The organism is Chryseobacterium sp. GW821-FHT04C04, assembly GCF_059420365.1.
In genome coordinates this window covers 43,709-69,622 of the sequence record NZ_JBWKTO010000002.1, presented here as the reverse complement: position 1 = coordinate 69,622, position 25,914 = coordinate 43,709, and the positions used below count along the sequence as shown (strand labels likewise).

The window sequence follows — 25,914 nt, the reverse complement described above, 5'->3', positions numbered from 1 at the left end:
AATTTATTTTAAAACTTCAGCTTCAATAGAGCTGTCATCATATACTTTGATAAACGCTTTGGTGTAATCCTCTTTCGTTGCAAAATTTGGATTATCCATGAATTTCTGCGGATTGATAGCGAAAAGCGGGAACCACGTACTGCTGATCTGAATCTGGATTTTATGTCCCTTTTTGAATGTATGAACTACATCCTGAAGTCTGAAATTAACAGCCGTTTTCTGATTAGGAACCAGAGCTTCTCCCTTTTCTCTCGTATTTCTGAATCTTGCAGGCATGATTTCACTTCTTACCATCTGATGATAGTTACCATAAATAACTCCATCTTTCTTTTCTGCAGGTTTGAAATCTTCAGGATATACATCAATTAATTTTACTGCAAAATCGGCATCTGTAGATGTGGATGCAATATTCAGTTTGGCCATGATTTCTCCGGCAAAGGCAATATCATCAGTCAGCACATCTGTAGTGAAGGTTAATACATCAGGTCTTCCTACTGCAAATCTCTGGTCTTCTGACATGTAATTTCTTGGAGTGAATCCGTTGAAATCCTTTAGATGATCTGAACTTAAAACAGGATTGTTAGGATCACTGTAATATTCAGAATATCCCTGGCCTGAAGCCTTTTTCAAGGTTTTATCTGCCAGATAGAAGTTAACTTTCTGTGCATTTTTAGGTGGATAAGATGCAAATTCTTTCCATTCTTTAGCTCCTGTGTCATACATCAGCGCTTCAGGAAGTCCGGCATCTTCTTTTGTGTTGCCTTTCAGGTAGTGGTTGAAGAATTTTGTTTCAACATTTTTCTGGTAATAAGTTGCAATGCTGTCACCAAAATAGGTTTCACTATGGAAATGTTTTCCTTGTTCCTGTGACCAGCCACCGTGAGAGAAAGGTCCCATTACAATGGTGTTTTTTGCTTTAGGACTTGTTTTTTCGATGGTTTTATAAATATTCAGAGGACCGGAAAGATCTTCAGCGTCGAACCATCCACCCACAGTCATTACAGCATGATTGATATTCTTCAAATGAGGCAGAAGATTTCTTTTTTGCCAGAATTCATCGTAGTTGGTATGATTCATAATTTCTGTCATAAAGAAATTATTCTTATAATATTTTTCATAAGCATCTTTCAAAGTTCCAAGATCTCTGTAAAACTTTAAGCCATCTTCAGAAGTCTGTTTGATGAAAGAATCCATATACCAGGCTTTGTCTTCCGGTTTTGTTTTCTGAACTCCAAACACAGGAAAGGTTCTGAAATATCCAAGCATAAATCTCCCGTTGTGAAGGAAATCATCATTCCAGAAATCAGAAATTGGAGCCTGAGGAGAGGAAGCAACCAGAGCAGGGTGCTGCGCAAGTGTCCCTACAGCCGTATAGAATCCAGGGTAAGACGTTCCAAACTGACCCACTTTAGCATTGTTGTCTTTGATATTTTTCAAAAGCCACTCTATGGTATCATAAGTATCTGTACTTTCGTCAACATCTTTTTTGGTTTTACGCTCTACCTGAGGAGTCATATTCGTAAATGTACCTTCACTCATATATCTTCCACGTACATCCTGATACACGAAAATATACTTGTCTTTCATAAGATAGGCGTTGGGACCTACCTTTGTTTTATATTCATTTTCTCCGTAGGGTGCAATGCTGTAGCAGGTTCTCTGCATCAGAAACGGATATTTGTTCTTGTTTGATATATCTTTCGGGATATACACAGCTGTGAAAAGCTTCACTCCATCACGCATCGGAATATAAAATTCTTTCTTGGTGAAATTGTCTTTAACGAAAGTATCTTTCTGCTCTGTCTTCTGAGCTTTTCCAAGAATGAAAAAAAGAATACATAATATTGAAATATGGATTTTCATAAAAAAAATTTACTGCTAATTTAAAAATAAAAAACTTTTCTGGATAAATCTTCTGTTAAAAAGGGTTTTGTTATGAGCTTTTACTAAAATGGGATACTCTATTGTGGTAAATCACTCCGTCAAATTTGTCAATTTCCCTCTTCCCGACAGAGAAGATTTTCACTGCATTAATTGTAATTTTCGTGAATATCGAAGTTTTTCAAAAGCGTATGCATATCCATAAAAATAACCGGAAAAGTCCGGCTATTATCAGAAAAAAATATAAGTAAAAGTTGATTCTTTTACATTTTTTTACCAGCAAACTTATTCAGTTTCATACTGATGGAGAACATGATGTATCGTTTCAGGATAAGATCTTCACGGTCTTCGAAATAAGAATCTGTGATGGTTCTTTTTATACTTTGGTTTTGATTTAATACATCATAGATTTTCACTTTCGCTGTAAACTGTTTTTTATAGAATGAGTAGCCCAGACTGGTATTCCAGAAATAAAAATCCTTTTTAAAGCCCGGAGCAATATTAGAATTGGTATTGTATTCAAAATCATTTCCAAATACAAATCTACCCTGCAGCATATAGTTGGTCAGTTCCAGTTTCAATGCCTGATTGGCGGTATTGACACTCTTCACATTGTAATTGGTATAATTTGAAAAGCTGTATCCAAGTCTGTAGGAAGGTTTAATGGTCATTTTATCCTTGATTTCATAGATAAGATTAAGACCGGGATTAAGGTTGTAAGAATTACTGGTAAAAGATTGTCCGTCAATAAAACCATTATTATAAGCATAATTCATGCTGAATCTCGGGTTGATGGTCAGCTTGTTATTTTTCCATTTCAGAGTCTTACTGAAACCTCCGCCGGCGTTGATGCTTTTATTTCCACTTACATTATCATAGGTAACAATTTGTTTTCCGGCATTATCATATTTGGTAAAATTGATAATGTCATTATTTCTGTAGGTAAAACCAATATTAAAATAGTAGCTCAGATCTTTTACTTTGTTATAATTGTTGAAATACAAATAAAGGTTGTTAGTCCATGTATTTTTCAAATCAGGATTTCCCTGAAAAGTAGCCAAAGGATTAGATTCATCTTTATATGGAGTCAGTTGCTCTGCAGTAGGAATTGTAAAGTTGGAATAGTTGTAAACACTTAAAACTTTCCCTTCTCCCAGTGTGTAATAAAGGTTTAGATTATATTCAGGCAATACAAAACTTTTCTGAAGGTCATATTGTTGTCCGTTATAGATGGAGTTTACTTTCATATCCGAAATATCAAGATTTGCAGTAGCCCAGAAATTTAATTTGTTTTTGCTAATCTGGTAAGTGATTTCAGGAGAAATTTGATTGATTCTCTGCTTCATATTGTTGGATAAAAGCTGGTTGTATTTGGTGTAATCTCCGGTAGCATTATCAAAATCGTTCACGTTCCTCAGATCTCTGGCTGATCTTGTTTCGTATTTTACTTCAAAACTTACGCTAGATGAATCGGAAACAGGTTCTGTATATCCTGCCCTGAAATTAAAAGTACTGTTCTGGTTCTTATTTCTGGCTAATTGATCTCTGTTGTCAACAGTCGTTGCATTTTCCTGATAGAATGTGTTCTGTGATTGGTTGAGATTATCCCTTGTAGACTCAGAAATTGCACTGTTCATATTGGCTGAAAGTACTCGTCCTTTTTTCTTGAATTTTCTTGAAAAATAGATGTAAGGATTAAATGAGTTGTTTTCTGAATCATTGCGGGAATAAGAATTACTTTCATTCAAAAGACTGCCATTCTTTAAAGTAGATGATTGTGAATTATTAAAACTGAAACTGCTGTTTTTGCTAAATCTTGGTGAAATGTAAATACTTGTCAGAGAATCCAGTCTGATTTTGGCTGAAGTATCGAAGCTGTATTGTTTGGATTCATTTTCACCGTTGCTTTCAGAATTGGTCTGAAGAGTATAGCTGGGCAGAAGTGTAGATCTTGAAACTTTGGATCTTGTTTCGGTATTAGAATCCGAATGCATGAGACTGAAAGAGTCCAGATCGGCATCTTTTCCCAGCTTGTCACTGTAGTTTAACCCAATTGTTGTAGACCTTTGAATTCCTTTTGTACTGCCTCCCTGATTGTAATAGGTAACATTTCCAGTCGTAGAGACAGATCCTCCCTGCATCATCCAGGCATTCCGGCCGTTCCCCATACTGTCGAAAACCTCATCTCTGGAAAACCCCTGAGAATTGATATTATTGGAAGAGGCAAGAATACTTACTTTCGTGTCGCCTTTAAAATAGCTGGCCAGTCCGCTTCCTTCATACCTCTTGTCTGATCCGTAGCCGACTGTAAGCCTTGTCAGCAAGCCTTTATTTTTCTTTTCGTCAATATTAAAATTGATGGTGGTATTCTGAGATTTGGCAGTTTTCCCGCTAAGCTCTTCTTCCTTTGTTTTGGTCGTTGTAAACTGGATATTCTTAATGATATCTGCAGGTAAGTTCTGAAGGGCAATTTTACCATCTTTATCAAAGAAGGGCTTTCCGTTGATCATGATCTGATCTACCTCTTTTCCATTAACTGTAATCTTCCCTTCATTGCTGATTTCTACACCGGGGATCTGCTTCAGAAGTTCCTCAATTTTACTGTCAGGGCGAACTTTTATAGCGGCTGCACTGAATTCAATGGTGTCTTTTTTAATCTTTACAGGAGATACGGTGATCTTCACCTCATCAATAGTATTAACGATACCCTGCTTTTCAAGTTGAATATCTCCTAAGGATAACGACTGATCTATTTTTTGAAATTTTTTAGAATAGGAAGATAATTTATCGGCGTCAATTTTCAGAATAGAAGGCTCTTTTATATCATCTAGTTTCAGTGAGAATTTACCTTCTTTATTGGTGGCTGTGTAGTTGACAATGGATGAATCTTTTTCTTTTAAAAGATAGACGGTAGCATTTTCTATCGCTTTCTTTTCAGAATCTAAGATTTTTCCGTCGAGGTGTAATTTTTGTGCATGCAGGATAAAGGCAGTGAACATCAAAGCCAATAACAACAGAGTTTTCTTCATTAGTTTTTTTTTCAGAGCCGTAAAAATATAAAAACATCCCAAAGTTGGGATGTCTCTATGCTTTTTTTGTGAAAATTTATTATTTTTTAATAAAAATTATGCTCTTAAATATCTTGAATAAGCATATCCTTCCTGACCGTCAGCCGTTTTTACTTTCCACCAGTCATCAGAAGTTTGTTCGATCAGCGTTACAGAAGCACCTTTAGCAGCTTTACCTACAACGGCAGCTTCAGTAGAAGGTTCCTGTCTGATATTCAGGTTAGAATCTTCAGTAGCAACAGTTAAAGAAGCTCCTGAAGTAAGACCTGCAACCTGCACATCAATATTAATATCTGAAGCAGAATAAGTAGAATCAATAGCTCCTAAAGCATTCCATACAGCATCTTTAGCCGCAGTATTGGAAGCATTTCCGGAAACATAAAGAATTCCGTCCTGCTCCTGAACCTGAAGGTTTGAGATTCCTGCAGACTGCGCCGCTGAAACTACGCTTGAATATTTATCTTGTAATTCGCCCATTTTAAATTATTTTACGATTAGGTTGTTGTTATACTTTCCGATTTTCAAAGCATCTACAGATTCCTTGATCTTTCTAGCCTGTAGGCCGGAAACGTTTCCTGTAAGAGTAAGCTGTCCGTTTACAACTTCTACTTTTACAGAAGGGAAATCCTTCACTGCATCCTGAACTTTTTTCTGAACAGCAGGGTCTACAGCAGAAGAAGTTTCAACAGGTGCTACAGGAGTAGCAACTGCAACAGTAGACATATCCATTACGTCTTTTACACCGTTGATCGCTTTTAATTTTGCAATCATTGCATCTTTAGATTGTTGATCTGCGAAAGTTCCGCTTAAGTGAGCTACACCTTCTTTTACTTCAACAGAAGCGTTGGGATTAGTTGTTACTACCGTTGTAGCCTGAGTCTGAAGATCGGCATCAGAAACTTTCTTTTTACAAGAAATAGCACCGAAAGATACAGCTACAGCTAATGCAGCCATTGCAATAGTTTTTTTCATATTGTATATTTATTAATGTTGTTATACAATCAAATGTAATAATAAAATTTGTACCAAAAGAATAAAAATTCAATAAATGTTTCTTAATTTTTTTACAATATTTTCTAAATCAAGGTTTTAATTTTTAGGGATCAAAAACTTAATGTAAAATTCATCCCATTTGAAGAAAATCTTCTGCCAATTGAAAAACCATTATATTTGCGCAAATTGAACTATATATATGAAAGGACAGAATAAACTTTTTATAGCAATTATCATTGCCCTTCTTGTGGGAGTAGGAATTGGAGGTATTGTACATGTGAAATATCCTGAGAATGCAGAACCCTTTTCCAAAAACATAAAACTGTTGGGAACGGTTTTTATCAGGTTGGTACAGATGATTATTGCTCCTTTGGTTTTTACGACTTTGGTGGTGGGTATTGCCAAAATGAGTGATATTAAAATGATCGGAAGAGTAGGAACAAAAGCCATGCTTTGGTTTATTTCAGCTTCTCTGGTTTCCCTTTTTATAGGGTTGATCCTCGTTAACTGGCTGGAACCGGGACATGTCACAAAATTACCGATTCAGGACGTAGCCTCTGCTGATGAACTTCTTAAAAGCAGCAAAAGTTTTTCCATGGAAGACTTTGTAAAGCATATGATCCCTAAAAGTTTATTTGAAGCCTTTGCTACCAATGAAGTATTGCAGATCGTGATATTTGCTGTGATGTTTGGAGTGGCACTGGCGAATTTAGGTGAAGAGTATTCTAAACCTGTAGTGAAGCTTTTTGATATCATTGCTCATGCTATCCTTAAAATGGTAGGATATATCATGTGGTTTGCTCCGTTGGGAGTATTGGGAGCTATTGCAGCAGTAGTGGCTACCAATGGTTTTGAAATCTTCAAAGTATATGCTATTTATCTGAGAGACTTCTTCTTTGCTATAGGAGTTCTTTGGCTGGTTCTTTTACTGGTAGGATATTTTATCTTAGGAAACCGTCTTTTTGACCTGTTAAGAAGGATTAAAGAGCCATTACTGATCGCTTTCTCTACAACGAGTTCAGAAGCTGTATTCCCGAAATTGGTGGAAGAGCTTGAAAAATTCGGGTGTAACAGCAGAGTAGTATCCTTTATTTTGCCCTTAGGATATTCATTCAATCTGGATGGAAGTATGATGTATATGACATTTGCTTCAATCTTTATTGCACAGATCTACGGAATCGAAATGAGCCTTGGACAACAAATTACTATGCTTTTGGTATTGATGCTTACCTCAAAAGGGATTGCCGGTGTTCCGAGAGCTTCTTTGGTTATTATTGTGGCAACATGTTCTATGTTCGGTATTCCACCGGAAGGAATCGCTTTGATTTTACCAATTGACCATTTCTGTGATATGGGTAGAAGTATGACGAACGTATTAGGAAATACATTGGCTACTTCAGCAGTTTCGAAATGGGAAGGACAATTAACTGAGCCATTAGACAAAATTTAAATATCAATGAGTTTAAATAACTTAGAAAATAATAAAAGCCATATTCTTGAATATGGCTTTGCTGTTATCAATGCTATGTTTTCACAGAAAGAACTTGAAGAAATAAACCATGTTCTGCAGCATATAGATACCTCAAAAGAGAATTTCAGAAAGTCTGAAGACCTGTTTGCGATAAGACAGTTTTTAAAAGAAGTTCCCGAAATCAAAGACCTTGTTTTCAATGACAATATTCAGAAAGTGGTGAAAGAAATCTTCGGAGAAAAATATTTTGTGGTCAAAAGCATCTATTTTGATAAGCCTGAAACCTCCAATTGGTATGTAGCCTATCATCAGGATCTTACTATTTCTGTGGATAAAAAACTGGAGCTTGCCAATTTTGGTCCATGGACAACCAAACAAAATCAGTTTGCCGTACAGCCTCCACTGAATATTTTGGAAAACATTTATACTATCAGAATCCATCTGGATGATACTGATGAAAATAATGGAGCTTTGAAAGTAGTTCCAAAATCTCATGCAAAAGGTATTTACAGACCGGAAACCATAGACTGGACTGTAGAAACAGAAGAAATCTGCAACGTAGAAAAGGGTGGAATCATGATTATGAAGCCTTTGACTCTTCACGGTTCAAACCGAACCACCAACGGAAAGAAAAGAAGAGTAATCCACATCGAATTTTCTGATAGGGAACTTCCGGAAGTCCTGCAATGGTCCGAAAGAATGAATTGATAAAAAACGCGCCCTTCGAATTTTCGAAGGGCGATTTTTTATGGTTGGATGCTGAAAGAAGGAATTATTTTAGTCACAAGATACGACTTTACCGTATGGGTCATTTATATTTTCTTTGTTGTAAGAGAGAAAGAGCAGAGCTTCTTTTGGGTTGGGATTCCAGAAAGATACCGGCGTGGAGACGATCATATTAGTTTTCAGTATCTTTTCTATCGTACTATCCTTACTTCCAAAAGTTGTAACAGGAGTAATTTCCTGAATTTTTGATCTTTCATTTATTTTTACTTTATAAATGGCAAAAGGCTGCTTAGGTTTAAATCCACTGATTTTTGATAAATCAGATTTATATTCAGTTTGGAATTCATCATAGCAACGGGTAAACTGTAAGCCCATAAACCTGAATTTATTATTATCTAAGTAGGTAAAGACTTTTTCCTGATTTTTCAGCCACGATTTTTCAGCTTTTGTTGGTCTACTTCCCAATTTTGATTTTGGAGTACAGGATGAGATGGAGTAGGTGTTATTGGATTGGTTTAAAAAGATCAAATATCTTTCATTGGGCAATACATCAACTTCACAAGCTCCGGAATAGGAGTTTCCAATTAGCCCTCTTACATTCATTGTTTTAAATGTTGTTGTTCCCTTGTACACTTTTTCAAATTCAATATCTGCTTTATATGTTCTTTGCTCGGTGTTTTCATCATACACTCTTACAATTTTAATAATGCCCACAATGCTGGCATTTAAATAATTCTGTGATAATGTTTCATATACACATTTACAGGCTGAAACTTTTATGGTACTTAAAAGTAAAAAGAGTAGTAATGATAATTTTTTCATGTGTAGCAATAGTTTTTATTTTGCGGAAATTTCGTCAATGAAAATATAAGCATCTCCTCCGGCACCCTGGTGCCATTCCGGAAGTTTTCCAAAGTAGTAGGCTTTTACTTTGATGTATCGGGCTTCGGTAGGAAGAATTTCAGTAGAAAAATCTTTGATCTGTACCTTCTCATCTTTAGCATCAATGTCATTTTCAATGGTTTTCAGAAGAATAAAATCTTTCCCGTTCATAGAAGCGTAGTATTCCACTTTTTTAGGCATCAGAATCCATGCTCTGCTGTCCTGAAGATAAGAGGAAGATAATGAGTTAATCTGCTTGGGAGATTTAAAATCAATGATGGCTTCAAAATTCTGTCCCTGATATCCATGCCATTCCCCTTTTCTCCAGTTGACATCCCCTGTGATTCCGTCAATAAGAGCTAGTTTTCCGGTAGCGCTATACTGTGGAGTAACTTTTGAAAGGATATTGATATCCCAATAATTAGGTCTTCTGTTGAAATTGGCTCTTGTTACAGAGCTTTTTTCTCCGTTTCTTTCAGCGTAAGCCATCACCTGGGTTGTTTTTGTGATAGAAAATGGTTCTTTGTAGGTAGAGAATGTCTTTCTTTTGTTACTGTCACTATCATCCATGGTCATATAATATACCTTGTCATTAGGGTTCAATGGAGTGATCTCAACTTTAGTAGAAAAATCGAAGATTCTGTCGGCTGCAATGACCGGTGAAGCCGTTTGTTCTGTATATTTAAAATCCTTAGCAGGTTTTACATTTTCAAATCCAAGTTTTTTTAGTTCCGCTCTGCCTGTGTTTTTAGTAATCGTTCGGGTAGTACCGTCTTCAAGGTGAATTTTAATTTCATCAAAATAAGGCGTTGTCGTTTCCCATTCAGGAAGCCCCGGGGTAACAGAATAGATTCCTATTGAGCTTAAAACATACCAGGCGCTCATCTGCCCGCAGTCTTCATTTCCAATGAGTCCGTCAGGGGTGTTTTTATAAAAATTGTCAAGGATGTATTTTATTTTGGCATCTGTTTTTTCAGGTTTGTCTACAAAATTGTACAGGTAAGCAATATGGTGGCTTGGCTCATTTCCCTGAGCATATTGTCCCATCAATCCTGTGATATCTACCTGCTCTCTTCCTGTTGTTGTATCCGGAGCAGTGAAAATGGCATCAATGAACTGCTCAAATTTTTCTTTTCCTCCATGGGCAGCAATAAGCCCTGGAATGTCCTGCTGTACAGAATAAGAATAATGCCATGAGTTTCCTTCTGTATAATTGTTATTCACTTCTCTCGGATCAAAAGGTTCATACCAGTTTCCGTTCTTTCTTGGCTGCATAAAACCCGTTTTGGGGTTATAGAGATTTTTCCAGTTCTGAGAACGTTTCATGAAATACTGATAGTCTTCTTTTTTGCCTAAAATTTTTGCCATCTGGGCAATACACCAGTCGTCATAGGCATATTCTACTGTTTTGGAAACACTTTCATGTTCATCATCGATACTGATATAATTATTCTGTTTATAAGCATTCAACCCGAAAATATCCTGCATCGCTGAGCCTTTGGCTGCCTGAAATGCCTTTTCATAATCAAATCCCTGAATTCCTTTAGCCATAGCATCTGCAATCACAGAAACGGAGTGGTACCCGATCATGCATTCTGTTTCATTGGAAGCCAGTTCCCATACAGGAAGTTTCCCTCCCTGTTCGTATTGTTTAATAAAGGTATTGATAAAATCAGCAGTCCTTTTTCTATCGATTAAAGTCATCAGCGGGTGAGCGCCTCTGAAGGTGTCCCAAAGAGAGAATACCGTATAATAATCAAAGCCCTTTGTGTTATAAAGCTTATTGTCCCTGCCCCGGTATCTTCCGTCAACATCCATATTGATGTTGGGTTGTGTAAACACATGATATAAAGCGGTGTAAAAAACAGCTAATTTATTTTTATCATCGGACTTCACTTCAATTTTTGAAAGTTCTTTGTCCCAATCTGCTTCCGCTTGCTTTTTTACTGCTTCAAAATCTTTGGATTGTCCCTCTGCCAGCATATTTTTTTCCGCTCCTTCATAGCCTGTAGGAGAAATGGACACTTTTACATTGATCTTTTCTCCTTTTTTAACTTGGGTTGAAAATGCCAGCGCAAGCTTTGTTCCGGTAAAAAGATGAGTTTCCTGTTTTCCGTTGACCTCTTTTTTTGAAATTTTCATAGGTTTTGAAAACTCAATTCTGGCATAGATATATTGGTTGGTAGCCCAGGCTTCACTTCTTCTGAAAACCTCAATGGTTTTGTCATCAATGACCTTTACTTCACCTTCCAGAAGCTTATCTCTATGGTTGAGGTCTAAAATGATATTGGCACTTCCAGCATTGTTGAATGTATATTCGTGGTAGCCTACTCTTTTGGTGGTAGTAAGACGAACATCAATATTATTTTTATCTAATTTCACAGCATAAAATCCTGCCGCTGCTTTTTCATTTTTATGCGAAAACTTTGAAGAATACTCTTTACTGTTCAGGCTCGGGTTTCCCATCGTGGGCATCAGCATAATATCTCCGTAATCTGAAACTCCTGTTCCGTTGAGGTGAGTATGAGAAAAACCATAGATCACAGAATCCGAATAATGATATCCGCTGCATCCGTCCCAGCTTCCGTCAATTCTCGTATCCGGAGAAAGCTGTACCATCCCAAATGGAACGATGGCACCCGGAAAAGTATGGCCATGGCCGCCAGTTCCTATAAACGGATTGACATATTGTGAATAGTTTTGTGCGGAAATGATCTGAGTAATAAATAAAGAAAATGCAATAAGCCCTTTTTTCATGTTCTGATTTTATAAAAGCGAAGATATTGAAAAACAGGAAAACAGATGTAATAAAAGAGACGGATAGCTTGTCTTATAGAAAACTATTACATTCATGAAGAAGACCTTACTTTCTCTAATTATGCTGTTGCCGGCAGCTGTATTTGCCCAAACGATAACAGGAAAAATCTCCCAAACTGGAAATGCGGTACCTTATGTTGAGGTAATTGTGGTAAAAGATCAGAAAAAGCAGACTGCTATTTCAGATGAAAACGGAAATTATTCACTGAGACTTTCAGAAAACGGAACCTATAATATAAAGCTTATACAGGATGGTGTAGAAATATCCAATAAAGAATTGATGGTAAACGGAGTCGTGAAACAGGATTTTTTTATTGAAAAAAAGAAAGAAAAGCAGATCGAAGGCGTTACGCTTACTGCCAGAAAAAAACTGATTGAGAGAAAAGCAGACAGACTGGTCTTCAATGTTTCCAATTCTGTTGCTTCACAGGGAATGGATGGGGCGGATGCCCTTGCAACAACACCATTGGTAAAAGTAGATGATAATACCGGCGTTTCCATTGTTGGAAAAAGTGGAGTAGCAGTAATGATCAACGACCGAATTCTGAATTTGTCAGATGCGGAACTTGTTACTTACCTTAAAAGTCTTCGATCTGAAAATATAGAAAAGATTGAAGTTATTACTTCACCTCCTGCTAAGTACGAAGCGCAGGGAAACAGTGGCCTGATCAATATTGTTTTGAAGAAAAATCAAAATCTCGGATGGAACGGAAGTTTTACTTCCAGTCTGCAGCAGACGACTTATACAGGAAATTCAAATAGTGCAACAATTAACTATCAAAATGAAAAATTGCGCACTTCATTGAAGTTAAGACAAAATAAAAATGAAAAGCATTCTTATGAAAATTATTGGATAGAAGGAGCAGACGGTCTTAAGAGCAATGATAACAGAAGAGATTTTGGAGATGGGCTTGGAGCCAATTTGAGTCTGGATTATCAGTTGGGCAAAAAGTCTACTATTGGATTTATTTATGATTTCGGATTCGGGCATTCCAATATGGATATCACGAATACTTCAAACTATTTCCAGAATGGTAATTATACCAATACACTGCTTACTTATGCGGAGCACAGGGCTACAGGTAAACAGCACACGGCCAGTGTGTATTATGATCTTAAATTTGGGAAACAAGACAATAAACTGAGCATTACAGGGAATTATTTCTCTAATGTTCCTGAGACTACTATTGATTTTACAACCACCGAAAGTTCTGGAGATCGGTTTGTTGTAAAATCCCCATCAATGGTCGATTATAAAATCTATTCCGGACAGGCAGATCTTACTCTTCCTTACCCGTTTGCAAAGACCGAAACAGGAGTGAAATTCACAAATTTTGATAATAATTCTAACATTTTCTATCAGAATCTAACGAGCGGAAATTACGTTACAGATCCTCTGAAAAGCAATGAGTTTGAGTATAACGAGAAAAACTATGCGGCTTATATCAGCTTTGAAAAGGCTTTCAATGAAAAATGGTCGGCAAAAGCAGGACTTCGCTATGAATACTCTGTTGTGAATGGAAATTCTTTAACCTCCGGACAGCAGACTGAAAATTCTTACGGAAAGTTTTTTCCTACCGCTTATGTTTCCTATAAAAGCAATGAAAACCATACTTTCAACCTGAATTATTCCAAAAGGATCAACAGACCGGGATTTCGGGCGATCAATCCGTACCGATGGTATATCAATATCAACTCTTACTTTACCGGAAACCCTTTCCTGAAACCCTCTATCAATCATAATTTTGAATTTTCCTATGTCTATAAAGGAAAATTATCAGCATCAGCTTATTTTCAGAGAACCGTAGACGCATTTGGTCAATTGGCTAATCTGAAAGGTGAAAATAGAGTGAGTACCTTTGAAAACTACTATAATCAGAACAGCATGGGAGTTTCATTGAACTATTCAGATACTTTTTTCAAAAAATGGGAGGCTAATTATTCGGCCAATTACTCTTATATGAACACTGATGTTTTTGCGACTGATGCCCTTTCAAGAAAAGGAAACAGCTATGATTTCGATTTTCAGAATAATATCTCGCTCAACCCAAGCAAAACAGTGCAGCTGATTCTCAACTATTGGTTTCGTCTGCCTTCCAATTCGGGAAATTCATATATGAAGTTTGCAGGAAATTTTACATCAGGCCTTAAGTTGAACCTGATGGAAAAAAGTCTTCAGCTGAATATTTTTGTGTCCGATATTTTAAAGCAGGGAAAAAGTGTGGGTGAAATATATTATACCACAGGAACACATTCTTATAATAATTATTACGATGCCAGAAGACTTACGGTATCCGCCACTTATACTTTCGGAAATAAAAAAGTAAAAGGGATGGACCGCAATGTAAGGTTTGATGAGAAAAACAGAGCTAATTAATCGTTTAGATTTAAGTTGTGAAAAATTAAAATACTTAAGTCGTTTTATGATGTATGTCATTCCGACGAAGGAAGAATCTTATTAAAGATGAGAGATTCTTCCTTCATCAGAGACCGAAGGTTCGACATAGTCAATGACAATACAGAAGTCGTTACACTTCTCCTTCAAAGAAATCATTAAGATATTCCTTTTGGTCTTTTTCTTCCCGTCCGGAGCCAAGATATTTCTTCCAGGACTGGGATTCATGATATACAATACCCATTTCCCATACGCAGTAAGTCGGGAGGTGGGTTTTGTTTCTGTCCCATATTTCAAACTTCCCGGAACCGTCATAGTAGACGCTTTCCCATAATTCATTTTCATTTCGCCATGTACAAACCAAGAGAAGATAGTTTTCCCCACAACGATGCATAATGACGAATCCCAGATCATCCCTGTTCTGAAAATTTTCCTCAGCATTTTCAATACACAGTTGGGCATTATGAATATCCTGCGAAGAGACTTCTGCGGGATTATTTGCGAGATCATACCACTTGAATTTTGTTTTTCCTACCGTGAAAATTCCTTTTGGTAGTGCATATTTGGAAGGATAAGATGTAGATTTCATATAGGTTGTTTTCTGTGGGTTTGTAGGATATCATGATGAAAAATCAGAAATAAGATATTTTTAACGATCTGATTTATCACCTGATATTATAGATTTTATTGATTCTAAATTACCGAAAAAATGCGTAAATTTGTAAACAATTTATATTTATATGTTGACGAAAGAAAAGGTTCAGGATTTCCTTAAAGAAATAGAAGTAGACGACTTGGTGAGTAATCTTCAGATTGTGGGTAATGATGTTTATATTGACATGACCGCTCATTCGCCTGCAATGCACGAAAAGAAAAAGCTGGAAGCTGCAATGAAACAAGCTTTTGCCAGCGAGTTTGGAGAAGAGGTTCATTTAAAACTTAAAATCGTTTCTCCCGAGCCTAGTGAAATTCAGAAAAGTCAGATCAAAGGAAAACAAATTCCGGGAATTCAAAATATCATCGCTATTGCTTCCGGTAAAGGAGGAGTAGGAAAATCTACAGTGGCTGCAAATATGGCAGTAACATTGGCTAAAATGGGTTTTAAAGTTGGACTGTTAGATGCCGATATCTACGGACCATCTGTTCCTACCATGTTTGATACAGAAGGTGAAAAACCAATTTCTGTAGAAGTGAATGGAAAAAGCTTGATGAAACCTGTTGAGAATTATGGAGTAAAAATGCTTTCGATAGGATATTTCTCAGGAGCTAATCAGGCAGTAGTGTGGAGAGGTCCTATGGCTTCAAAAGCATTAAACCAGATGATCAGAGATGCTGCATGGGGAGAATTGGATTTCTTATTAATAGACCTTCCTCCGGGAACGGGTGATATTCACTTATCCATCATTCAGGAAGTTCCTGTAACAGGGGCCGTGATCGTAAGTACGCCTCAGCATGTTGCATTGGCAGACGTAAGAAAAGGAATTGCCATGTTCCAGATGGAAAGTATTAACATTCCGGTTCTTGGATTAATCGAAAATATGGCTTATTTTACACCGGAAGAACTTCCTGACAATAAATATTATATCTTTGGAAACCAGGGAGCGCAATATTTAGCTGAAGATCTGGGAATTCCGGTATTAGGAGAAATTCCATTGATTCAAAGTATCAGAGAGGCAGGAGATGTAGGAAGACCAGCTGCGCTTCAGGAAGGATCTAAAATTGCAGATATCTATACAGAAACCGCCAGAAAAATGGTAGAAAGCTTAGTGGAAAGAAATAAAAGTCTTCCTCCTACTGAAGCTGTAAAGATTTCCACAATGGCTGGATGCTCACCAAAAGCAAAATAATTATAACTTTCAATACAATTGAAAAGAACCGAATTGAACTGAAAAATATGGAAACAAACATAACGCACGAAGACACAGTAACAAGAGTAATGGAAGCTCTGGAAAGTATCAGACCGTTTTTGAATAAAGACGGAGGTGATATTGAGCTTATTGACGTGAAAGATAATCAGGTTTTTGTGAAACTTTTAGGTAACTGTTCCGGATGCTCATTGAACTTTTCAACCCTTAAACTTGGTGTTGAAAATACGATCAAACAACATGCTCCGGAAATTGAAAAGGTAATCAACGTAGAGTAAAATTATCTCTGAGATATTTTTAAAAGACAGGCTTTTTTAAGGCCTGTCTTTTTTTGTTCAAAATAATAAGTGGAATATAAATTAAACCTCACAGGTTTTCAAAACCTGTGAGGTTTTTTGATGGTAAATTTAATTCAATAGAACCTTTATATTATGATTTTCAAAGATCTCTACAATTTTTATAAACTTCGTTTTGAGTATTATTTTACTTCTTTTATGATTTATCCAATTGAGTTCTGAAATAGATATTACTCCAAAATCTCCACGAAGACAATCATATAAAGCAGGTAAATTACGCCCAAAATATCCTGCAATCCCATGGATTTCCTCTCCAAGTGTACAGAAAAAACCATCTAAACTATGAAATTCATTTCCATCAATCTGAATGCTGATATTTTCTCTGATTATTTCGGGTTTACAAGAATGTAAAGCATGTATAAGCCATCCTTGTAATTTATCTTTTCTGAAACTTTTCCAGATATTTTTTTCAATCATTTGATTATTGAGTTTCATATCCAAGGCTTTTTGATATCCTTTTGGACTACCCCATACAAAACCGATTAGAATGATATTTTTTTTTGATTTGCTTATTTTAATATTACTGATAAAAGTACTGGAAACGATATTATTCTGCTGATCAAGTTTATAAATAAAGCCATTGTTTTCATAAATTTTAGATGCATTTTCTATAGCAGAAACAAGAGCAGTAATGTTGTGAACATTTATTAATCTGACTTTTTTATAAGTGATAGGATAAGATCCTTCGATATTGCTTATCTGGTCTATAAAAGTGATGATCTCAGATTCTTCACCTGTGTCTAATGCAAATCCAAACATGTAACTAATCTTTTCTAAATGTTTTTATTGCTTCACCAGCTTATTGTCTACCCCTTCAATAGAGACATCCGGTTTTCCCGATTTTGTTCCCGAAGTTCTGTAGTAAATTACATTACCGCCTCCTTCTAAAATAACTTTGTCTACCTTATCAACATATACTTTATTGCCGGTTCCTGAAACGGAGATCTTCTTTGCGCTGCCTTTAATTGTTACCGTATTATCGGCTCCTTCAATCTCGGCAATTCCCCCATTGAGGGTATAGTTGAGCTTATGTCCTACCCCTTCTACCTGTATCATTTTATTATTATCCGACTTTTCTGACCCATTGGCAGATTCTGTTTTTCTGGATTGTGAAAAGGCTGTACCTGTTCCAAGTAAAAGGATAGCCAAAATTCCTGCTGTTTTAATATTTTTCATTGTGAAATTGGTTTGTTTGGAGTAAATATAGATATAAAATCATTTTTTTTACCCATGTTAAAAGTTAAATACATCTTAAATAATAAATTTTTATGATGCAGTTTTTTCAATAATATTTTTTATAATCTTCAATACTTCAGTAGATTTTTCCCTAACGATTAATGAATTTTTTTTATTTCTGATCAGGTCTGTAAAATTGTTATCCTCTGTATTGATATCTACGATAAAGGCTCCATATTTAAGAGCTGTTTCTGCAATGGCAATCGGAAGACTTGTTGCTCCGGAAGTCCCAACAATAAAGAGAACTCCACTGTTTTTGGCAATTTTTAGGGCACTGAATCTTTTGTTGGTTTTTTCATCATAATATTCATCAAACCATAAAATATTCGGACGCATCCAATGGCCACATTGAGTACATGTAAGAAGTTCTTTATCATGAGCTGTAAGGTCTTCATTCAGGTCTTTGCCCTTTATTTCCGTAGGAAGATCCAGAATTTCTTTACAACCGTTTGAGCATTTGATTTCTCTGTTGTTTCCATGAATTTCATAGATTCTTTGACTACCTGAACGACGATGAAGATTATCAATATTTTGAGTAATGAGATGAAACCTGTTCTGAAGTTGAGTTTCAATGTCTGCAAGTTCAAAATGACTTTCGTTGGGAGAGGCATTTTCAAACATTTTTTTTCTGAAAAGAGAATATTGCAGAACTTCTTCAGGATGTTGTCTGAAATAACGTAAAGTTCCAAACTCTTCAGGTTTATGGAACTGAGTTCCCTTTACCCAGATTCCATCTATTCCACGGTAAGTGGGAATGCCACTGTCAGATGAGATTCCAGCACCAGTAAGAAAGGTAAAAAGATTTCGTTTTTCTTTATGCCAGACTTGTTGAATAATATGTTCTAATTGATCTTCCATTGTATTATAAAAGTTTAAAACTAATGAATTTCCCAATAATAAAAAAAGCTCCGGAATCTCCGAAGCCTTTTCAATCAACTAAATACTATATTTTACTTTACAATAACTCTTTTTATCTGTCCTTCTGAGGTTTTTATAAGATAAACACCTGTAGAGAGATTGGACGTATTTATTGTTAAAGCATTCTTTTCTTTTCCGATTAGTTTTCCGGACATATCATACAATTCGTAATCCTGTTTTCTGTTGAAGTAAAGTGTATTTCCTTTATTCACAGGATTTGGGAATACGTTGAATGTGGCCTGTTCAGTTTTTGTTTCCCCGGTTCCCAGAGTAGCCGGCATCGCAACTTCGTACATGGATAAAGTTCCGCTGATCTCATTGGCAATAATTACATAACCTGTATTGGTGGTTGTATTTTCAGGAGCTATGTAGATGATTCCTTCAGGACCGTTGTCTCCTCCGTAAGCGGAAGTAGAGCGGGAGTGTTTGTAATCTGTGAAGGTAGGATTATTAGGATCTGTGATGTTATATGCCATAACGCCACCGGTTCTTTCTAATGTAATGAAAGCATACGTTTGCCCGTTGATATTTCCTAATGCCACTCCTTCCGGTTCAGGACCTTTGGCACGGCTTCTGTTTTTAGCACCATTGGATTCATTATCCGCATTGAAAATTAATGGATGGTTGGTGGCAATATATCTTTCAAACTGATCCCCACTGTCATATACAATCTGCTTGGTATCTGCATTGAAAATAGAGAACGAGCGGGCTCCTAACGCTGCCATTTCTTCAAAGTCGGCATCTCCGTCCGTATTTCCGGTGGCAGAAGAAACCCTGAATCTCCCAAGGTTATAGGAAGCCTTTAAAATTGACGAATTCGGGAATAGTACAGGATCTAAAGTATAGTTATTAGCCCCCACAGTTGTTCTTTCGCTGTATCCGGAAAGATCCTTTTCATCTCCTTCGTTAGCTGTTACGATATAATGGGTACTTCCTACTTTGTAATTTTGGACCGCATCCGGAACATAATAAGCTTTCACCGGCCAGTTAGCAATCAAAACCTCACCATTATTGTCCGAAGCATCAAAACCATTCCCTGGAAGACTCATGTCTTTTTTACCCAATCCCCAGATTCCAGTGATGGTTTTAGTGGCGAGGTTAATCTCTGCAACAGCATTATTTTCCTGAAGTGTTACCCATGCTTTCTGACTGTCAGAGCTGATGGTCACATATTCAGGTTCCAGATCCTGAGAAAGGGTATTATTGGTTCTTACTTTTCTTAATCCGGTAGCAGTAAGAGCGGCTACTTGAGAATCAAAATTGTTGAAATTAAGGGTGGTCACATTACTTTGTGTAAGGTTTCCGATGCCTCCGGAGATATCGATAATGCTGATCGTTCCTTCAGGATCTACGGTGTAAGCATCATTAGGTTCCCCTTCATTAGCAGTAACCACTTTTGTGCCGTCTGGGGAGAAAGTTACCATATCCGGTAAAGCTCCTACAGTTACCTGCTTCAGAAAGTTTCCGTTAATATCGAAGAATACGACAGACCCGTTTTGCTGAGGATCAGTATTGGGAGAAGAAGCGGCTATAATTCCGTTTTTCACAGCGATACTTGTGATACCGCCATAAGGAGCCATATTTACAGTTTTAATGACTGAAGGAGTATTCGGTGTGCTGAAATTAATAATATCAAAAGCATCCGTGATAGAACTGATTGTGAACAAACGTTGCGTTGATGGATCGTGAACCACTATTTCTGTAGAACTGGTACTGTTTCCTGAAGGATCAAAGCTTCCAAGATAATTCAGCTGGATCTGATGGGAAGGAATCGGTGCCGGTTTATCATTATCTACAATATAAACGGTTGCAGAATTGTCACCTGAAATGGTTGCTCCAACAGGATTTTCAAGGCTTACGACAAAATATTCGGCCTGTTGTTCTGCCACTGTGTCATCAATAATCGGAATATTTACGGTGTAGCTTGTTGTAGATGGAGTAATATTAATCGTCTGATTGGCTAAAGTAAAATCATTGGCATCAGCGGTACTGAATGGCGCTGGTTTTACAACAAGATTTACTGTAGCAGTTGAAGGATTGGTGATATTGATTTTGAAAGCAAGATTTCCTGCATTTTCATCGACTTTAATGAAATTCTTTTCTAAAGAAATTGTAGTTCCGGCAGTAGTAAAAGTACTGGACGTAACGGCAGTAACTCCATTATCACTGAAATCTTCCACGGTATTGGGCTTAAGCGCTACATAATAAGCCTGCCCCGGTACTAAACCAGAAGTAGGGATCACTGTGATGATATTGTTGCTGAAAGTGGTCGTAAAAGGAACTTGAATACCTGAAGCATTTCCTAGTCGGAACTCTATGAGATTTTGTGCATTAGAATTACTAATTGCTGAATTATCCGTTAATCTTACATTTTCATTAAAAGATAAAGTGGGATTTACAGTTGTTGAAGCATTATTGGTGTTATTGGAAGGCAGATAAGTGACTGTTGGCGGAGTGGTATCAACTCCTCCTACAGGTGTTGCATCTACGGTAAAATTATCAAAACGGTTGTTCCCTCCGGTTCCTCCTCCAGTGGCAGAGAAATCAACTTTTAATTTAAAGTTGGGGTTGTTGTTAGCTCCCTGTATGGCAGAAAAATCCAGAGTAGTCAGCTGTGGGTCGGCATCCTGAGGACTTACACTCTGGAACTGTACAAAGGTAGTGCCGTCTGTTGAATAAGACCATGTCTGCGTTCCTGCTCCCTGGGCAGATCTTCTGGTAGTGAATTTAACAATGACATTGTTGTATCCTGTTGTAGGAAGATTAAATTGTAAAGCTCCTCCTATCGGATTATTGAATCTTAAATGGGTTCCGGATGCATCACCGTTTCTTGCATTTAAATTTTGCAAATTAAAATTCTGTGCAGTACCGCCGGCAAAATCGATGATACTTGTACCTCCTGCTATTGCTGCAAGAGAACCATTCACCAAGGTAGAAGTAGGTGTGGTGATTGCTGCTGCAGAAGCATTATTGTTAAAATTCCAGTAATGAATCAGTGTCTGTCCAAAAAGACCGCTCTGCAAAAAGAATGCGGCAATCACAGACCCTTTTAATAGGTAGTTGTTGATCATTTTTACTTCAATTAGATAAATGCAAAAATGAACTTTCTGTTTCGCAACTATTTTAATGGAATCTTAAGAAATGTTTAAAAAATAGGTTTGTTTCCGATAAAAGATAAAATGATGTTTGAATGAGGAACATTAGAATGAAATTATTTCCCTGATTTTCCTGAAAAATTTAAAATCGTACCTGATTTATTTCCTTCCAACGGATGTTTCTGCATGTAAAAATATCCTGAAACTGCAGTCAGAAGCAAGAGTACAAAAATAACCAGAACAATTCTTTTTAACATGTCTCTCATATTGCTAAATTTTTAATATCTCTAATTTCTAAAGTGGAAGTAGGGTACCCTTTGTGTGTTGCATTGATCATTGCTCTACCTACTTCGTGTAAAGTTAATGATTTTGACTGAAAAAAAACAGGAAAAATCCAAATAAAAGGTTTAAAAAACCATTTTACATTCACTTGACCATCAACAGGTTTCATGAATCCGGGACGAAAATTATAAGCTCCTCTAAAGTTCATCTTTTTTAAAGAATTCTCGGTTCTGCCTTTTACTCTTGCCCACATAAGTTTTCCGCTCTCTGTACTGTCAGTGCTGGCTCCCGAAACATAGTTGAAAACCATTTCCGGATTTTGATTCAAAACAGCCTTTGCAAAATGCAGGGTTGTATCATAAGTGATTTTGGTATAGTCTTCTTCATTCATGCCTACACTGCTGATTCCTGCACAGAAAAAACAGGCATCATAACCTTTCAGTTTCTCATCATGAAGGTCGATTGATAAAAAGTCGGGGACGAGATATTCTTTCAGTTTAGGATGTGTTTTTCCAGAAGGTTTTCTGCTTACGCTCAGGATTTCAGAAACATTCGGATTGTCAAGACATTCCATGAGAACACCTTCGCCTACCATTCCTGTAGCTCCTGTAAGAATTATTTTGATTGAGTTCATTGCTTTGCTATTGATAATGGTATGACGAATGGGAGAGAGGTTTTACTTTAAAATTTGGAAATTTTTTTAATAAAAAAATATTTCCATTGGCTTTAGCCAAAACTTAATAATATAGAGATTGCTTCGTCGCGTTGCTCCTCGCAATGACAATACAGCGGAAAGCGGGAAAAGCTTCTAAAATAAAAAGCCAGCTCAAAAATGGCTGGCTTTATATCGTGTTGAATGTTGTTATTTATGATGTTGTAACTGACTGTAGATATTATGTATCAATCCGTCGGCAACAGAAATTTTAGGGACAAAAATTCTGTTGATGTCAGACCAGGACATGACATTGTTGAAAATGCCCAACGCATGTGCCAATACATCGGCACGGTCTTCTCTCAGGTTGTGTCTTGTCATTCTTTCTTCCACAGACAGCTCATTCAGCTCTTTATATGTTTTTTTCAGGTGGGCCAAAGACATGGGCTTTCCGTCCTTGGTTTTGCTCATGGAGAATGCTTTATTGATGTTTCCTCCTGACCCGATAGCCACAATGGGCTTTTTGCTGACGATGTTTGCTTTTATCTCCTCCTTCATTTCATTCCAGTTGTCCACCGTAACGAGGTTATTGAGAAGTCGGATTGTTCCGATATTGAAAGATTTTTCGTAAACCATTTTACCGTTTTCGTAGAAGGTAAGCTCGGTAGAACCTCCGCCTACATCAATGTATAAATAGGCAAATTCTTTGTCAAGGCCTTCTGCTACGTGATTTTCATAAATCAGGGTAGCTTCTTCATCACCGGAAATAATCTCGATATTGATTCCTGAGGCTTCTTTTACCTGACTGATAATTTCATTACCATTGGCCGCATCACGCATAGCACTGGTAGCACAGGCTCTGTAATGCTCTACTTTGTATATTTTCATCAGGTCACTGAAAATTTTCATGGAATCGATGACCATTTTTTCTCTTTCCGGACCTATTTTTCCGATGGTGAAAACATCCATTCCCAGTCTCAGAGGTATTCTGAGAAGGTTCAACTTGATGAATTCCGGTTTTCTGTTGTTTACTTTTACTTCATTGATAAGTAGTCGGGCTGCATTACTCCCTATGTCTATCGCTGCTATCTTCATTTTTTGATTGTTTTAGCTTTTAAATATTTATAGGTTTCTATTTGTGAACGGCATTCTTTTTTATCATTTTTTATATACTCATTACTCAGTCTTTTGTCTAAAATTCTGGCTTTTACATTATCTCTAAGCTGAATGTCAAGAATATCTTTTAATTCTTTTTTGAGATTTTTATCCGTGATTTTAGCCGCTGCTTCGATCCTGTAATCCAGGTTTCTGGTCATCCAGTCTGCGGAAGAAATGTACATATCTTCGGCCCCTTTATTGTAAAAATACATGACTCTGGCATGTTCCAGGTATTCATCTACAATACTGATAGCTTTTATTTTCTCTTTAAAATCTTTCTGGTTTACGGCACAATAGATTCCTCTTACGATCAATCTGACCACCACTCCTGCTTTGGCTGCATCATATAATTTTTCAATCAACAATCTGTCGCTCAGAGAATTTACTTTTACGATGATCTCTGCTCTTCGTCCTGCCTTAGCTTCTTCGATTTCTTTATCAACATGGTGAACAATCTTTTCACGCATAAATTGAGGACAAACTAATAAATTTTTACAAGTTTTCAAAACCGGAATAAAGTCATCTTTTGGTTTTTTCAAAACATTGAAAACTTTATTGATGTCTGCCATGATGCCACGATCTGCGGTCAGCAGCAAATGGTCACCATATATTCTTGCCGTCTTCTCGTTGAAGTTTCCTGTACTTACAAATCCATATTGAATGGTTTTGTTGTGTGCCCTCTTTTTGATAATACACAGCTTGGCATGTACTTTTTTGTTTGGAATTCCTACAAGGACAGTAATTCCTTCAGGTTCCAACATATTTCTCCATTCCAGATTGGATTCTTCATCAAACCTTGCCTGAAGTTCCAGCATTACGGTTACTTCTTTGCCATTCCTTGCAGCATAGATCAATGCATTGATAATTTTTGAGCTGCTGGCAAGACGGTAAGCCGTGATCTGGATAGATTTTACATCCGGATCCATTGCCGCTTCACGCAGAAGGTCAATGACCGGATTATATTTATGATAAGGGAAGGTAAGAAGTATATCTTCTTTTAATATAACATCTGTCACTCTTTCGCCATGTTCAAATGCCTGGTGGGTAAAAGAGGTTCTTTCCACAGGTCTTTCATACTTTTCAAAAACATCAGGGAAATCCATGAAATGCTTGAAATTATGAATTTTTCCTCCAGGGATGATACTGTCTTTCTTAGTTAAATTCAGCTTTCTGATAAGAAGTTCCAGCAACGCTTTATCCATATCTTTATCAAAAACGAAACGGGTAGGCTTACCCTTTCTTCTGTTTTTGAGTCCTTTCTCTATCTTTTCTGCAAAATTGGTTCGGATGTCATTGTCCAGATCCAATTCGGCGTCTTTTGTTACTTTAAAGGCATTAGCTGCAAACTCGTCATATCCGAAATAAGAGAATATATGAGGAAGGTTGAAGGTAATCACATCCTCCAACAGCATTACATTTTTTTCTTCCGGATCTTCTGTAGGCAGCAATACAAAACGTCCCACAAAACGGGAAGGAATCTCAATAATGGCATAATTGCTGGAATACTGCCAGTCTTTCTTTCTCATCGCTACCCCCAAATACAGACTTTTGTCTCTCACGTAGGGCATCGGTGTATTTTCATGAAGAAGGATAGGAATGACATTAGATTCTACCACTTCATCAAAATATTGTCTGACAAACTCTTTTTGTTTTGCTGTCAGATTTTTAGAATTTTTAATGGAAACCTTGTGATCAGCCATTTCAGTCTGGATTTTTTTCCAGGTTTTGTCGAAATTCAGCTGTTGTCTCATGACTACCTCATTGATTCTCTGAAGGATTTTGGAGGGTGGCTGATAAAAAGATTCAGCAATCACTTTTTCCTTAAAATCCATGGCGCGCTTTAATCCGGCAACACGTACTCTGAAAAATTCATCTAAATTATTGGAGAAGATTCCAAGGAAACGTATTCTTAAATGTAAAGGAACTTTTTCATCCATGGCCTCCTGTAAAACTCTTTCATTAAAGGCAAGCCATGTGATATCTCGTGGATTAAAGTGTACTGACATTCTAAATGTGTATATTTTATCAAAAATAATAATTCGTAAAGATTCTGTCTCTATTTCTTAGGTTAAACTTTAATTAATTTTTAAATGTTGGTGAATTAATTTGTTTTGTTAAT

At 36.8% G+C, this 25,914-nt stretch carries 20 protein-coding genes; 5 read left to right on the top strand and 15 right to left on the bottom strand.

Annotated features, from left to right (window positions below):
• Positions 1 to 3: 3 nt before the first annotated feature.
• The 4 genes from AC07UM_RS06435 to AC07UM_RS06420 form a co-directional block, all read right to left on the bottom strand.
• Complete coding sequence (locus tag AC07UM_RS06435) at positions 4 to 1,863, bottom strand: CocE/NonD family hydrolase (protein ID WP_494681735.1); 1,860 nt, start codon at positions 1,861 to 1,863, stop codon at positions 4 to 6.
• Positions 1,864 to 2,144: 281 nt separating this feature from the next.
• On the bottom strand, positions 2,145 to 4,910 hold the full coding sequence (locus tag AC07UM_RS06430) for an outer membrane beta-barrel protein (RefSeq protein WP_494681734.1): 2,766 nt from the start codon (positions 4,908 to 4,910) through the stop codon (positions 2,145 to 2,147).
• 96 nt (positions 4,911 to 5,006) lie between these two features.
• Positions 5,007 to 5,426: an SH3 domain-containing protein gene (locus AC07UM_RS06425; protein WP_103231700.1), complete on the bottom strand. Its 420-nt coding sequence runs from the start codon at positions 5,424 to 5,426 to the stop codon at positions 5,007 to 5,009.
• Positions 5,427 to 5,432: 6 nt separating this feature from the next.
• A complete protein-coding gene (locus AC07UM_RS06420; RefSeq protein WP_494681733.1) occupies positions 5,433 to 5,921 on the bottom strand; it encodes a BON domain-containing protein in 489 nt (162 codons plus the stop codon).
• 220 nt (positions 5,922 to 6,141) lie between these two features.
• On the opposite strand from AC07UM_RS06420, the gene AC07UM_RS06415 reads away from it, so the two are divergent.
• Together AC07UM_RS06415 and AC07UM_RS06410 are read left to right on the top strand one after the other, a co-directional pair.
• Positions 6,142 to 7,392: a dicarboxylate/amino acid:cation symporter gene (locus AC07UM_RS06415; protein WP_494681732.1), complete on the top strand. Its 1,251-nt coding sequence runs from the start codon at positions 6,142 to 6,144 to the stop codon at positions 7,390 to 7,392.
• Between the two features lie 6 nt (positions 7,393 to 7,398).
• Positions 7,399 to 8,121 carry a phytanoyl-CoA dioxygenase family protein gene (locus AC07UM_RS06410; protein ID WP_494681731.1) on the top strand — a complete coding sequence of 241 codons (723 nt, stop codon included), beginning with the start codon at positions 7,399 to 7,401 and terminating at the stop codon, positions 8,119 to 8,121.
• Positions 8,122 to 8,190: 69 nt separating this feature from the next.
• Here AC07UM_RS06410 and AC07UM_RS06405 read toward each other — a convergent pair whose 3' ends face one another.
• Both AC07UM_RS06405 and AC07UM_RS06400 read right to left on the bottom strand, forming a co-directional pair.
• Entirely contained in the window at positions 8,191 to 8,961 is a 771-nt protein-coding gene (locus AC07UM_RS06405; protein ID WP_494681730.1) for a hypothetical protein, read from the bottom strand.
• Positions 8,962 to 8,976: 15 nt separating this feature from the next.
• Positions 8,977 to 11,778: a GH92 family glycosyl hydrolase gene (locus tag AC07UM_RS06400; RefSeq protein ID WP_494681729.1), complete on the bottom strand. Its 2,802-nt coding sequence runs from the start codon at positions 11,776 to 11,778 to the stop codon at positions 8,977 to 8,979.
• 94 nt (positions 11,779 to 11,872) lie between these two features.
• Between AC07UM_RS06400 and AC07UM_RS06395 the strand changes: the two genes are divergently transcribed.
• Positions 11,873 to 14,215, top strand: a complete 2,343-nt coding sequence (locus AC07UM_RS06395) for a TonB-dependent receptor domain-containing protein (RefSeq protein ID WP_494681728.1) — start codon at positions 11,873 to 11,875, stop codon at positions 14,213 to 14,215.
• A 151-nt stretch (positions 14,216 to 14,366) separates the two neighbouring features.
• On the opposite strand, the gene AC07UM_RS06390 is transcribed toward AC07UM_RS06395, so the two are convergent.
• Positions 14,367 to 14,822: a hypothetical protein gene (locus AC07UM_RS06390; protein ID WP_494681727.1), complete on the bottom strand. Its 456-nt coding sequence runs from the start codon at positions 14,820 to 14,822 to the stop codon at positions 14,367 to 14,369.
• A 151-nt stretch (positions 14,823 to 14,973) separates the two neighbouring features.
• On the opposite strand from AC07UM_RS06390, the gene AC07UM_RS06385 reads away from it, so the two are divergent.
• Together AC07UM_RS06385 and AC07UM_RS06380 are read left to right on the top strand one after the other, a co-directional pair.
• Positions 14,974 to 16,080: an Mrp/NBP35 family ATP-binding protein gene (locus AC07UM_RS06385; RefSeq protein WP_494681726.1), complete on the top strand. Its 1,107-nt coding sequence runs from the start codon at positions 14,974 to 14,976 to the stop codon at positions 16,078 to 16,080.
• A gap of 47 nt (positions 16,081 to 16,127) precedes the next feature.
• On the top strand, positions 16,128 to 16,376 hold the full coding sequence (locus AC07UM_RS06380; RefSeq protein ID WP_002977212.1) for a NifU family protein: 249 nt from the start codon (positions 16,128 to 16,130) through the stop codon (positions 16,374 to 16,376).
• Between the two features lie 129 nt (positions 16,377 to 16,505).
• Here AC07UM_RS06380 and AC07UM_RS06375 read toward each other — a convergent pair whose 3' ends face one another.
• From AC07UM_RS06375 to ppk1, 8 genes are all read right to left on the bottom strand, one after another.
• A complete protein-coding gene (locus AC07UM_RS06375; RefSeq protein ID WP_494681725.1) occupies positions 16,506 to 17,213 on the bottom strand; it encodes a barstar family protein in 708 nt (235 codons plus the stop codon).
• A gap of 24 nt (positions 17,214 to 17,237) precedes the next feature.
• Positions 17,238 to 17,630 carry a DUF3060 domain-containing protein gene (locus AC07UM_RS06370; protein ID WP_494681724.1) on the bottom strand — a complete coding sequence of 131 codons (393 nt, stop codon included), beginning with the start codon at positions 17,628 to 17,630 and terminating at the stop codon, positions 17,238 to 17,240.
• Between the two features lie 90 nt (positions 17,631 to 17,720).
• Positions 17,721 to 18,548, bottom strand: a complete 828-nt coding sequence (locus AC07UM_RS06365) for an SIR2 family NAD-dependent protein deacylase (RefSeq protein ID WP_494681723.1) — start codon at positions 18,546 to 18,548, stop codon at positions 17,721 to 17,723.
• A gap of 92 nt (positions 18,549 to 18,640) precedes the next feature.
• Positions 18,641 to 21,679, bottom strand: a complete 3,039-nt coding sequence (locus AC07UM_RS06360; RefSeq protein ID WP_494681722.1) for a choice-of-anchor I family protein — start codon at positions 21,677 to 21,679, stop codon at positions 18,641 to 18,643.
• 140 nt (positions 21,680 to 21,819) lie between these two features.
• Positions 21,820 to 21,969 carry a hypothetical protein gene (locus AC07UM_RS06355; RefSeq protein ID WP_494681721.1) on the bottom strand — a complete coding sequence of 50 codons (150 nt, stop codon included), beginning with the start codon at positions 21,967 to 21,969 and terminating at the stop codon, positions 21,820 to 21,822.
• Positions 21,966 to 22,619, bottom strand: coding sequence for an NAD-dependent epimerase/dehydratase family protein (locus tag AC07UM_RS06350; RefSeq protein WP_494681720.1), 654 nt, complete (start codon positions 22,617 to 22,619; stop codon positions 21,966 to 21,968). Before AC07UM_RS06350 ends, AC07UM_RS06355 begins: the two co-directional genes overlap by 4 nt.
• A 228-nt stretch (positions 22,620 to 22,847) precedes the next feature.
• Positions 22,848 to 23,732 (bottom strand): Ppx/GppA phosphatase family protein, encoded by an 885-nt coding sequence (locus AC07UM_RS06345; protein WP_494681719.1) that lies wholly within the window; start codon positions 23,730 to 23,732, stop codon positions 22,848 to 22,850.
• Complete coding sequence (ppk1, locus tag AC07UM_RS06340) at positions 23,729 to 25,801, bottom strand: polyphosphate kinase 1 (protein ID WP_494681718.1); 2,073 nt, start codon at positions 25,799 to 25,801, stop codon at positions 23,729 to 23,731. Before ppk1 ends, AC07UM_RS06345 begins: the two co-directional genes overlap by 4 nt.
• Positions 25,802 to 25,914 lie beyond the last annotated feature (113 nt).

Excerpts from the sequence above, each read along its gene's own strand:
- AC07UM_RS06375 (WP_494681725.1), bottom strand. The coding sequence starts at position 17,213 with ATGTTTGGATTTGCATTAGACACAGGTGAAGAATCTGAGATCATCACT.
- AC07UM_RS06350 (WP_494681720.1), bottom strand. The coding sequence starts at position 22,619 with ATGAACTCAATCAAAATAATTCTTACAGGAGCTACAGGAATGGTAGGC.
- AC07UM_RS06425 (WP_103231700.1), bottom strand. The coding sequence starts at position 5,426 with ATGGGCGAATTACAAGATAAATATTCAAGCGTAGTTTCAGCGGCGCAG.
- AC07UM_RS06365 (WP_494681723.1), bottom strand. The coding sequence starts at position 18,548 with ATGGAAGATCAATTAGAACATATTATTCAACAAGTCTGGCATAAAGAA.
- AC07UM_RS06355 (WP_494681721.1), bottom strand. The coding sequence starts at position 21,969 with ATGAGAGACATGTTAAAAAGAATTGTTCTGGTTATTTTTGTACTCTTG.
- AC07UM_RS06385 (WP_494681726.1), top strand. The coding sequence starts at position 14,974 with ATGTTGACGAAAGAAAAGGTTCAGGATTTCCTTAAAGAAATAGAAGTA.
- AC07UM_RS06360 (WP_494681722.1), bottom strand. The coding sequence starts at position 21,679 with ATGATCAACAACTACCTATTAAAAGGGTCTGTGATTGCCGCATTCTTT.
- AC07UM_RS06410 (WP_494681731.1), top strand. The coding sequence starts at position 7,399 with ATGAGTTTAAATAACTTAGAAAATAATAAAAGCCATATTCTTGAATAT.
- AC07UM_RS06420 (WP_494681733.1), bottom strand. The coding sequence starts at position 5,921 with ATGAAAAAAACTATTGCAATGGCTGCATTAGCTGTAGCTGTATCTTTC.
- AC07UM_RS06405 (WP_494681730.1), bottom strand. The coding sequence starts at position 8,961 with ATGAAAAAATTATCATTACTACTCTTTTTACTTTTAAGTACCATAAAA.
- AC07UM_RS06435 (WP_494681735.1), bottom strand. The coding sequence starts at position 1,863 with ATGAAAATCCATATTTCAATATTATGTATTCTTTTTTTCATTCTTGGA.
- AC07UM_RS06390 (WP_494681727.1), bottom strand. The coding sequence starts at position 14,822 with ATGAAATCTACATCTTATCCTTCCAAATATGCACTACCAAAAGGAATT.
- AC07UM_RS06415 (WP_494681732.1), top strand. The coding sequence starts at position 6,142 with ATGAAAGGACAGAATAAACTTTTTATAGCAATTATCATTGCCCTTCTT.
- AC07UM_RS06430 (WP_494681734.1), bottom strand. The coding sequence starts at position 4,910 with ATGAAGAAAACTCTGTTGTTATTGGCTTTGATGTTCACTGCCTTTATC.
- AC07UM_RS06370 (WP_494681724.1), bottom strand. The coding sequence starts at position 17,630 with ATGAAAAATATTAAAACAGCAGGAATTTTGGCTATCCTTTTACTTGGA.
- ppk1 (WP_494681718.1), bottom strand. The coding sequence starts at position 25,801 with ATGTCAGTACACTTTAATCCACGAGATATCACATGGCTTGCCTTTAAT.
- AC07UM_RS06345 (WP_494681719.1), bottom strand. The coding sequence starts at position 23,732 with ATGAAGATAGCAGCGATAGACATAGGGAGTAATGCAGCCCGACTACTT.
- AC07UM_RS06380 (WP_002977212.1), top strand. The coding sequence starts at position 16,128 with ATGGAAACAAACATAACGCACGAAGACACAGTAACAAGAGTAATGGAA.
- AC07UM_RS06395 (WP_494681728.1), top strand. The coding sequence starts at position 11,873 with ATGAAGAAGACCTTACTTTCTCTAATTATGCTGTTGCCGGCAGCTGTA.
- AC07UM_RS06400 (WP_494681729.1), bottom strand. The coding sequence starts at position 11,778 with ATGAAAAAAGGGCTTATTGCATTTTCTTTATTTATTACTCAGATCATT.